7 protein-coding genes and 1 tRNA gene are annotated in these 10492 nt (G+C 65.7%); 1 reads left to right on the forward strand and 7 read right to left on the reverse strand.

Going from position 1 to position 10492, the window contains the following annotated elements; translation table 11 throughout:
- Window position 1: 1 nt before the first annotated feature.
- The 7 genes from pknB to ASH04_RS07050 form a co-directional block, all read right to left on the reverse strand.
- Complete coding sequence (gene pknB / locus ASH04_RS07020; RefSeq protein WP_057473154.1) at window positions 2–1936, reverse strand: Stk1 family PASTA domain-containing Ser/Thr kinase; 1935 nt, start codon at window positions 1934–1936, stop codon at window positions 2–4.
- Window positions 1933–3309, reverse strand: a complete 1377-nt coding sequence (locus tag ASH04_RS07025; RefSeq protein ID WP_032367614.1) for a serine/threonine-protein kinase — start codon at window positions 3307–3309, stop codon at window positions 1933–1935. Before ASH04_RS07025 ends, pknB begins: the two co-directional genes overlap by 4 nt.
- A gap of 6 nt (window positions 3310–3315) precedes the next feature.
- Complete coding sequence (locus ASH04_RS07030; protein WP_032367613.1) at window positions 3316–4800, reverse strand: peptidoglycan D,D-transpeptidase FtsI family protein; 1485 nt, start codon at window positions 4798–4800, stop codon at window positions 3316–3318.
- Window positions 4797–6254: an FtsW/RodA/SpoVE family cell cycle protein gene (locus tag ASH04_RS07035; RefSeq protein ID WP_027494979.1), complete on the reverse strand. Its 1458-nt coding sequence runs from the start codon at window positions 6252–6254 to the stop codon at window positions 4797–4799. Before ASH04_RS07035 ends, ASH04_RS07030 begins: the two co-directional genes overlap by 4 nt.
- A complete protein-coding gene (locus ASH04_RS07040) occupies window positions 6251–7696 on the reverse strand; it encodes a PP2C family protein-serine/threonine phosphatase (protein ID WP_032385262.1) in 1446 nt (481 codons plus the stop codon). The genes ASH04_RS07035 and ASH04_RS07040 overlap by 4 nt, the downstream gene beginning before the upstream one ends.
- Window positions 7693–8157 (reverse strand): FHA domain-containing protein FhaB/FipA, encoded by a 465-nt coding sequence (locus ASH04_RS07045; RefSeq protein WP_027494977.1) that lies wholly within the window; start codon window positions 8155–8157, stop codon window positions 7693–7695. The genes ASH04_RS07040 and ASH04_RS07045 overlap by 4 nt, the downstream gene beginning before the upstream one ends.
- 180 nt (window positions 8158–8337) lie before the next feature.
- Complete coding sequence (locus tag ASH04_RS07050; protein ID WP_057473155.1) at window positions 8338–9807, reverse strand: DUF3662 and FHA domain-containing protein; 1470 nt, start codon at window positions 9805–9807, stop codon at window positions 8338–8340.
- Window positions 9808–10014: 207 nt separating this feature from the next.
- Between ASH04_RS07050 and ASH04_RS07055 the strand changes: the two genes are divergently transcribed.
- Window positions 10015–10100, forward strand: a tRNA-Leu gene (locus ASH04_RS07055).
- Window positions 10101–10492 lie beyond the last annotated feature (392 nt).

The raw sequence follows: 10492 nt of genomic DNA on the forward strand, positions 1-10492 counted from the left end.
GCTAACGCCCGGGGATACCCAGGGCACCGATGCTGATCGTGACTGTGTCGGACTTGCTGATCTCGGACCCTGCCGGCTGCGTCTGATTCACCACTCGCCCGACCATCAACGGATCCAGCGTCGCTTCCCTCGTCGCCGTCAGTTCCGCTGCCGTGCCCGTCCAGCCGGCCGACTGCAGCGAGGCCAACGCCTGCGCCTCGGTCAGACCGGCGAGGTCGGGCATGGGGATCTTGTCGCCGTTCGACACGCGCAGCGTGACGACGGTGTTCTCGGTGACATTGGTGCCGCCCACGGGATCTGTGGAGACGACCTGACCCGTCGGCTGTCCCGAGTCGATGTTCTGCACCTGGACGCGCAGTCCGGCTCCCTCGACGTTCGGCTGCGCCACGTTCACGAGTTGCCCCACGACGTCGGGCATCCGCACCTGCGCGGGCCCGGTGCCCAGGGTGATGCGAACCTGCGAGTTCGCGTTCATGCTCACGCCCGAGGACGGATTCTGCTCGACGACCTTGTCGAGGTTCTCGGGTGACGACGGAGCACGGGCGACGGTGGCATCGAGCTGGAGGCCCACCTCGTTCAGTGCATCCGACGCTTGCTGCTGCGTGAGTCCGGTCAGTCGCGGAACCTGCACCTGCTGCGGTCCCGAGGACACGTCGAGCTGGATGTTCCCCGGCGATTCGGTCTGTGATCCGGCCGCCGGATTGGTGCCGATGGCCGAGCCTTCCGGAATCGCCGCGTCGGGCTTCTCCTGGATGCTCACTCGCAGGCCGGCTTCTTCGAGTTGACGCTGCGCCTCGTCTGCGGACAGTCCTACGACGGTGGGCACAGCGACGGTCTTGGGGTCGGCACCGGGACCGAGGGACCACAAAAAGGCGCCGACGATAGCGACGACGATGATCGCGGCCGCCGAGATCAACGCGATCTTGAGGCCGCGGCGGTTCTTCGGTTCCTCGTAGTTCTCCGTGTGGCGCGACGACCGAGGCACCGCCGTAGCCGCGGGCTTGTCCTTGCCGGAGAAATCGGCCTGACGAGAATCGACGGAGCCGAGGATGGTGGTTCGATCCTCGTCGTTCATCACCATGGGCGCACTCGGGCGCTGTCCACCCAGAACGCGGACCAGGTCGGTACGCATCTCGGCGGCGCTCTGGTAGCGATTGGCCGGGTTCTTGGCCATTGCCTTGAGGATGATCGAGTCGAGTTCGCGTGGGACGGTGTCGTTGACCAGCGACGGCAGCTGGGGGTCTTCACGGACGTGCTGGTAGGCGACGGCGACCGGCGAATCCCCCTTGAACGGCGGCTCGCCGGTGAGGATCTCGAACAGCACGCACCCGAGCGAGTAGACGTCCGAACGCGCATCGACCTGTTCCCCGCGGGCCTGCTCGGGCGAGAGGTACTGCGCGGTTCCGATCACGGCGGCGGTCTGAGTCATCGGCGAGGACGAGTCGGCGATGGCGCGTGCGATGCCGAAGTCCATCACCTTCACCGCGCCTGCATTGTTGATCATGATGTTGGCGGGTTTGACGTCGCGGTGCACGATGCCGTTGCGGTGGCTGAAATCGAGCGCAGCACAGACGTCGGCGATGACCTCCATGGCCCGACGCGGCTCCATGGGTCCTTCGGCGCGCACGATGTCGCGCAGCGTGTCGCCGTCGACGTATTCCATGACGATGAACGGGAGCGGACCGGCTTCGGTCTCCGCTTCACCGGTGTCGTAGACGGCGACGATGGCGGGGTGATTGAGCGCAGCAGCGTTCTGTGCCTCACGTCGGAACCTGAGGTAGAACGTGGGGTCGCGAGCGAGGTCGGCGCGCAGAACCTTGATGGCGACGTCACGATCGAGTCGTGTGTCCCGAGCGAGGTGAACCTCGGACATACCGCCGAAACCGAGTATCTCGCCCAGCTCGTAGCGAGAGGAGAGCGTACGGGGAGTCGTCATCGTTGTCCTTGTGGTGCTTGCGGGAACGGAATCTCGATCAGCGGCCTGCGAGTCGTCGTCTGGGTGGGCTGCGCCGAGGTCGTCGTGCTCTCTTCGGTGGTCGTCGGCTCCTCCGAGGTGGTCGTGGTCGTCGTGGTGGTGGTCGTCGTTTCTTCGGTGGTCGTGGTTTCTTCGGTGGTGGTCGTCGGCTCGGTGGTCGTTGTGGTCGTGGTCGTCGGCTGCGTGGTGGTCGTCGGCTGCACGAACGGTGTCGGCGAGTCGTCCCTGCCACCGGTCAGCAGTACGTAACCGCCGATCAGGATGGCCAACAGCAGGAGCGCGCCGCCGCCCCAGGCCAACGCTTTCTGTGCCGAGGACATGCCGGTCTGCTCGGGAACCGCTGCAGCTGCAGTGCCGGTAGCCGGGCCCCGGTAATCCCGTTGCGAGGTCGGCATCATCTGGGTGCTCGACGGCGGAGGCGGCTGTGGGCTGGGCACGACCCCGGGCATCATGACTCTCCCGGTTCCGGTACCGCGCGAGTTGCCGGGTGCAGGCGGCCGACGGCCGGCGCGAACTGCGGCGACGGCGTCGGCGAATTCACCGCCGTTGGCGTACCGGGCGGCCGGATCCTTGACCATCGTGATCTCGATGAGCTCACGGACGGCAGGTGGTAGGTCGACCGGCATGGGTGCCGGTGCTTCGCGGACGTGTTTCATGGCGACGGTCAAGGCGCCGTCGCCCACGAAAGGCCGTGTGCCCGCGAGTACTTCGTATCCGACGACGCCGAGTGAGTAGACGTCGGATGCCGAGGTCGCCTCTTCGCCGAGGGCTTGCTCGGGAGCGATGTACTGGGCGGTGCCCATGACCATTCCGGTCTTGGTGACCGGGGAGGCGTCGACGGCCTTGGCGATGCCGAAGTCGGTGATCTTGACCTGCCCGGTGGGGGTGATCAGGATGTTGCCGGGCTTGACGTCGCGGTGGACGACCCCTGCCGTGTGCGCGATCTGCAGTGAGCGCCCGGTTTGTTCGAGCATGTCGAGGGCATGGCCGAGCGGCAGGCGCGACATGCGACCCAGCACTGCGTTGAGGGGTTCGCCGTTGACCAGTTCCATCACCAGGTAGGCGAGCGATTCGCCTGCACCGTCGCGGGTCTCGCCGTAGTCGTACACCCCGGCGATTCCGGGGTAGTTCAGCTGAGCGGTGGTACGGGCCTCGAACCTGAAGCGCTGCAAGAACTCCGGATCCTCGGAGAACTCGGCTTTGAGTACCTTCACGGCGACACGGCGGTCGAGGCGATTGTCCATCGCCTCCCAGACCTGTCCCATGCCGCCGGTGGCGATGAGGCGCAGCAGTCTGTAGCGCTGCGCGATGACGGCTCCGTTACTCAGTGGCACCGATGCTCACCTCCCCTGCAATGCGGCGGCGATGACGGCGCGGCCGATGGGTGCTGCGACCGAACCGCCGGTGGCGGCGAGGGCTCGATCTCCGCCGTCCTCGACGATGACGGCGATGGCGACCTTGGGGTCCTTCGCCGGTGCGAAACCGATGTACCACGCATGGGGCGGGGTGTTGCGAGGATCCGAACCATGTTCTGCGGTACCGGTTTTCGACGCGATCTGCACCCCGGGGATCTTGCCTTCCCCGCTGGTGTTGTTCTCGGAACCGATCATCAGATCGGTCAGGGTCGCGGCCGTGTCGGAGCTGATCGCCTCACCCATCGATTGGGGTTGGTAGCTGGACAGGTCCGACAGGTCGGGAGATTGCAACTGCTGCACCAGGTTCGGAGCCATCCGTACACCGCCGTTGGCGACGGTCGCGGCGATGACGGCGTCCTGCAGCGGGGTGAGCGCCACGTCGCGCTGACCGATGCTGGACTGGCCGAGAGCCGCGTCGTCGTCGATGGATCCGATGGTGCTGTCGGCGACGGTGAGCGGGATGCTGGTGTCCTCTCCGATACCGAACTTGGCGGCGGTCTCGCGCATCTTGTCGGCACCGGTGTCGATGCCCAGTTCGACGAAGGCGGTGTTGCACGACCGTGCGAATGCCTCACGTAGCGAGGCGGTCTGACCGCCTCCGCACGTCGAACCGTTGTAGTTCTCGAGCGTCGTCGACGTTCCCGGAAGGGTGATGTTCGACGCGGCCGTGAGTTGATCGTCCGGAGTGGCACCCGCCTGGAGCGCTGCGGCGGTCGTGATGACCTTGAACGTCGATCCCGGTGGGTAGGTCTGCGAGATCGCGCGGTTCACCAGCGGCTTGCCCGGATCGTCGCTCAGGTTCTCCCAGGCGGTCGACGTGGTGCTGCCGTCGTGGCTGGCCAGCAGGTTGGGGTCGTAGCTCGGTGTGCTGGCCATGGCGAGAATGTTGCCGGTGGCGGGGTCGAGGGCCACGACGGAGCCGGTGTATCCCTTGGCGGTCAGCTGGTCGTACGCCACCTGTTGGACGACCGGGTCGATGGTGGTGACGACGTTGCCGCCGCGGGGATCACGGCCGGAGATGAGGTCGAACAGGCGTCCGCCGAACAACCGGTCGTCGGATCCGTTGAGTACCGGGTCCTCGGCGCGTTCGAGACCGGTGCTCGAGTACAGCATCGAATAGAAGCCGGTGATCGGAGCGTTGGCCTGCGGGCTCGCGGGGGAGATCGAATTCTGCGGGTACGTGCGCAGGTATTTGTAGCGATCGTCGGTGGCAACCGACGATGCGAGAACCTGGCCACCGGCCGAGATCTGACCGCGCTGACGTGAGTACTCGTCGAGTAGAACGCGGGAGTTTCGTGGGTCGGTGCGCAGGTCGTCGGCCTTGATGACCTGAACGTAGGTCGCGTTGGCGAGCAGGGCGACCACCATCACCATGATGGCGATGGAGACGCGGCGTAGGGGAGTGTTCATGCGCGCTTCACCATTTCGGTCGGCGCCTCGGCGATCGGGGCGGCCACAGCGGGCTTCTTCTTGGGGGTCGCAGGCTCACGCGCTGCGTCGGAAATCTTGATCAGCAAGGCCACCAACAGGTAGTTCGCCAGCAACGAGGATCCTCCGTACGACATGTACGGGGTGGTAAGACCGGTCAGCGGGATGAGTTTGGTTACGCCGCCGACGACTACGAACAGCTGGACGGCGACGGTGAACGAGAGCCCGGCGGCGAGCAACTTGCCGAAGCTGTCTCGGACGGCGAGCGCAGTACGCATTCCGCGAATGACGAACAGCAGATACAGGATCAGCACTGCGGCCAAACCGATGAGGCCGAGTTCCTCGCCGACGGTGGCGATGATGAAGTCGGTCTTGGGGAACGGAACCTGCGACGGGCGACCGCTGCCGAGGCCGGTGCCGGCGAGCCCACCGGTGGCCAGACCGAACAGCGACTGGGAAATCTGGTAGCCGGTGTCGTTGTAGTCCGCGAACGGGTCCAGCCAGGTCAGTGTCCGCACGCGCACGTGGCTGAACGCCTGGTAGGCGAAGAAGAATCCGACCATCAGCAGACCGCTGCCGATGATGATCCAGCCGACACGTTCGGTGGCGATGTAGATCATCACCAGAACGGTGCTGAAGATCAGCAGCGACGTGCCCAGGTCCTTCTCGAACACGAGCACCGCGACCGAGACGATCCACACGACGATGATGGGCCCGAGATCGCGAGCGCGCGGGAAGTCCATGCCGAGCCAGTGTTTGCCTGCCGTGGTGAACAGTTCGCGCTTGGACACCAGCAGTGACGCGAAGAAGATCAGCAGCAGAATCTTGGCGAATTCACCGGGCTGCAAACTGAAGCCGGGCAACCGAATCCAGATCTTGGATCCGTTGACCTCGGAGAACGCCGACGGCAGCAGCGCGGGAATGGCGAGAAGGATCAAGCCGGCCAGGCCAAGGGTGTACCCGTAGCGAGCCAGGGTGCGGTAGTCGCGCAGCAGCACCAGCAGTGCCACGAAGCCGGCGATGGCCAGCGTCGTCCACAGCACCTGCTGGTTGGCGTCGGGCGAGGGAATGGGGTTGCCGAGGTACTGCGCCTGTTGCTGATCGGCCAGGTCCAGTCGATGGATCAGCACCAGGCCGAGACCGTTGAGCAGCGCGACGATCGGCAGCAGCAGCGGATCCGCATAGGGGGCGAACCGTCGTACGGCCAAGTGCGCCACCGTCACCAGTGCGAGGTAGGCCAGCGCGTACTTGGCCAGGTCCCAGGTGATCGTCTGTTCCTGGCTGGCTTCGACGAGGATCAACGAGATGGTGGTGATCAGGACCGCGGCACCGAGCAGCAGCAATTCGACATTGCGACGATTCGACTGGATCGGTGCGGGAGCGAACCCACCGGGAGGACTCGGAAAGGAGCCTCCTGCGGACGGATTGGAACTCATCGAGTACCGGTCCTGCAGTTCTGGCCTGGGATCTGCGCGACGGTCGGTGTCGGCACGGCGGTAGTGGTCGGGGCAGCTTCCGGAACGGGCTCCGGCGCGGGCGGAGGCAACGGCACTCCGGGGGGCGCGATGATCGGCGTCGTCGGGGCGGGTGCGGCTGTGGTGGTCACTGCCGGCTCGGTCTCGCAGACCTCCAGTAGGTCTCCCGAGGCCAACCGTTGCACCTGACCGCGGGCGTCGTCGAGAGAGCCCGACGGGAGTCCTGCGGTCACCTGCTCGCGCGCGGCCGGCAACAGGTCGTCGATCTCGAACGGGACGCAATCGGCCGGCGCGGCGTCGGGTGCAGTCAATGTGACGCCACCGTTGTCGTCGAGGCAGCCGATCAATTCCACGCTCTGCAACGAGTACCCGAGAACGGAACCGGGGAGACCGCGCAGCACGGTGACCTTGCTGTTGTCGGCACCGACGTAGTAATTGCCCTTGATCACCGAATTGGCAACCACGACACCGATTCCGGCCAACACGATCAGGGTCAGCGCGATCAGCGACCACCGCAGTTTGTGCGACTTCTTCTCCGGTGTCACCACAGGGGCGGTCACGCGCTTGGGCGTCGTGCGCGGGGGACGCATGGCGGCGGCGCGGCCCGCTGCAGTGTTCGGCGGCGGAGCGTCTTCTTCGTCCTCGGTGCTGGCTGCGCCGCCGAGAATCGGGTGGCTCTGGCCGTAGTCGAGGTCGATGACGTCGGCGACGACGACGGTGACGTTGTCCGGGCCACCGCTGCGCAGGGCTAGTTCGATGAGGCGGTCGGCGCACGGCCCGGTCTCGCCCTCGGCGAGGGTGTTCTCGATGGTTTCGTCGCTCACGACGTCCGACAAACCGTCGGAGCACAACAGGTAGCGGTCGCCGGCACGGACCTCGCGGACGGTGAGCGTCGGCTCGATCTCGTTACCGGTCAGCGCCCTCATGATCAGTGAGCGTTGCGGGTGCGTGTGCGCCTGTTCGGCGGTGATGCGGCCTTCGTCGACCAGTGACTGGACGAACGTATCGTCGCGGGTGATCTGAGTGAGCGAGCCGTCGCGCAGCATGTAGGCACGCGAGTCACCGATGTGCACCAGACCCATTCGCTTGCCCGCGAACAGGATTGCGGTCAGCGTGGTTCCCATGCCGTCGAGTTCGGGCTCGTCTTCCACCTGGTCGGCGATGGAGGCGTTGCCCTCGCGGGTGGCGGCTTCGAGTTTGCCGAGCAGATCCTCGCCCGGTTCGTCGTCGTCGAGGTGCGCCAGCGCGGCGATCATCAACTGCGAGGCCACTTCGCCTGCGGCGTGACCGCCCATGCCGTCGGCCAGAGCCAACAGTCGCGCACCTGCGTAGACGGAGTCCTCGTTGTTGGAGCGAACGAGACCGCGATCGCTGCGGGCGGCGTAGCGGAGAACAAGGGTCACGGGCGCAACTCGATCACGGTCTTGCCGACGCGAACCGGAGTTCCCAGTGGAACGCGTACAGCGGTGGTGACCTTGGCTCGATCGAGGTAGGTGCCGTTGGTCGAGCCCAGGTCTTCGACGTACCAATCTCCGCCGCGAGGCGAGAGGCGAGCGTGCCTGGTGGACGAATAGTCGTCTGTCAGAACGAGAGTCGAATCGTCTGCGCGTCCGATCAGAACCGGCTGAGTGCCGAGCGAGATGCGCGTGCCGGCGAGGCCGCCCTGGGTCACCACGAGGTACTTCGCCACCTTCTGCTTGTTGAACGACGGGAGCACCTTCGAGCCACCGGAGTAGCGGGCGGGCACACGCATACCGGCTGCGGCATAGATGTCACTGCGCAGCGTCCGAAGAACGGCCCAGACGAAGAACCACAACAGAAGCAGAAAACCTGCCCTGGTCAGTTGCAAAATCAATCCCTGCACGACGATTCACCTCCTCCTTCGCGATCGGACCTGCATCCCCCACAATCCGACGCGGCGGCGCGACAGACATGGTTGTCTCGCAGCATCATAGGGTGCAGTCGCTCGTGTGGACGACATACGGGTGGGCGAACCTGCGAGTCGAGGAGACGAACATCTCGGTCGGCCGGGCCACTCCGGTGATCAGACGATCCGGACCAGAATCTCGGAGTGACCGGCGCGGATCACGTCGCCGTCGGCCAGTTGCCAATCCTGGACGGGTGCACCGTTGACGGTGGTTCCGTTGGTGGATCCCAGATCGGACAGCATGGCCACTCGGCCGTCCCAGCGAATCTCGATGTGTCGGCGTGACACTCCGGTGTCGGGGAGGCGGAACTGGGCGTCCTGGCCGCGCCCGATGATGTTCTGTCCGTCCCGGAGCTGGAAGTAGCGGCCGCTGCCGTCCTCGAGCTGAAGGGTCGCGGCGAGCGCCTGGGGCTGACCTGCGTAGGACGCCGGCTGGTCGTAGCCGTAGCCGTCCCCGCGATCACCGGCACCCTGGGGGTAGCCGCGGCCGTAGGGCGCTTGGGCAGGCGGGTAGTCGTAGGCGGGCTGCTGGTAGCCCTGCTGTGGGTAACCGGCACCCTGCGGCTCGGCATAGCGGCCGGCGGGCTCGCCGTACGCCTGCTCCTGATAGGGAGCCTCGCTGTAAGCACCGCCCTGCTCGCCACCGTTGTAGTCGTAACCGGCACCGTTGTAGCCCTGCGCGTCGTAACCCTGGGCGTTGTAGCCCTGAGCGTCGTAACCCTGCGCGTTGTAGCCCGCTCGGTCGTAGCCCTGGGCGTCGTAACCCTGCTCCTGACCGTTGGGTGCTCCGTAGGCCTGGTCGTATCCCTGCTCCGGGCCGCCGGCGGCGCTGTAGGCCTGGCCGTGCTGGGCGTACGGCTGCTCGTCGTAGCCCTGGTTCTCGTAGCCCTGGGCGTTGTACGGCTGCTGGTCGTAGCGCTGAGCTCGATCGGCGGGCGCGTAACCCTGCGCGTCGTATCCGTTCTGCTCACGCGCCGCGTAGCGGGGATCCTGGCCACCGGCGTATCCGTTGCGCGCGCGCGGATCCGGACGATGTCCGTCCGCGGGGTCGCGCTGCGGGTCGTAGCCTGGGTTCTGCGTCATGTGGCCGGCTCCTGGTATCGACATCGGTGGGGCAGTCGGTCGCTGCGTGGCTGAAGGGACGGGACGGGCTGGCTGTGCCGACGCGTTCTGCTGAACAGAGCTGTTCTGCGCAGCAATCGCCGATCGTCCCACATCGGGATCGACCGAGCCACTGGCCCGGAACTGTCCGGTGTGAAGGGTGGGCGACGGTTCGAAGCGAACCACCACGTCACCGTAGGTCTGCCACCCCTGATCACGGATGTAATCGTCCAGGTGACGCGAGAAAGCCTTGACCGTCAGCTCGCGATCACCGGCAAGTTCCTCGTGATCCGAGCTGTTGATCGTGATCACGTAGTTGTTGGGTGCCAGGTAATGACCGCCGTCCAAGGGGCGAACGAGATCGGACGCCTCCTGTTGCAGCGCCGCCTCGACTTCGGCCGGTACGACGCCGCCGCCGAACACGCGGGCGAAGACGTCGCCGACAGCGCTCTGCAGCTTGCGTTCGAAACGCTGAACGATGCCCATCGTGACCCCTCCTCTCACTGTGTTCTTCCACCCTGTGGTGCCTGTTGCCTACAACGGTGCGACGGCCGCGTGTCATCACGAAGTCGCGCTGCAAGCATGATATACGGTGCGGCCGACAGCAACGCTGTGCCGCCGGTTGCTCGGGGCAGCTCGAGACGGCGATTTTCGAGCACGGCGGGGTGCGTGTTAGTGTTCTCGCCGTCACCCGGGCGGGTGGCGGAATGGCAGACGCGCTGGCTTCAGGTGCCAGTGTCCTTCGGGACGTGGGGGTTCAAGTCCCCCTCCGCCCACCACACTGGCCGCAGCTGATCTCGATCGCTGCGGCCAGTAGTTTCTTCGAACCCCGGCGTGTGAGCGCGGGTGATGCCTTACATTCGTGTAGTTCGACAACGATGTCGACGTGTCGATGCAGAGCCGGATTCCGGACCCCGTCGATTCGGTGGAAAATCGCAGGTGAGAGCCCGAAGTAGGCTTACCTTATTTGCGAGAGCACCCTGGTACTGACTTATCGTTCGTAATTGGATCGGCCTCACCACGGCCTGATCCGTCGAGACCTTCACTTTTCTACCACGAGCCCACCCGCCCGTGCAGAGGAAAGCGTGGAAGATCGACAGGTGCTGCTTCAACGGCGAGGACGCACCGCAGGCCGTTCGAGCAGCCGGTTACACCACACCGTCGCCGACGA

The sequence above is a fragment of the Rhodococcus sp. Leaf233 genome (assembly GCF_001426165.1).
Lineage (GTDB): Bacteria > Actinomycetota > Actinomycetes > Mycobacteriales > Mycobacteriaceae > Rhodococcoides > Rhodococcoides fascians.

Excerpts from the sequence above, each read along its gene's own strand:
- pknB (WP_057473154.1), bottom strand. The coding sequence starts at position 1,936 with ATGACGACTCCCCGTACGCTCTCCTCTCGCTACGAGCTGGGCGAGATA.
- ASH04_RS07030 (WP_032367613.1), bottom strand. The coding sequence starts at position 4,800 with ATGAACACTCCCCTACGCCGCGTCTCCATCGCCATCATGGTGATGGTG.
- ASH04_RS07050 (WP_057473155.1), bottom strand. The coding sequence starts at position 9,807 with ATGGGCATCGTTCAGCGTTTCGAACGCAAGCTGCAGAGCGCTGTCGGC.
- ASH04_RS07035 (WP_027494979.1), bottom strand. The coding sequence starts at position 6,254 with ATGAGTTCCAATCCGTCCGCAGGAGGCTCCTTTCCGAGTCCTCCCGGT.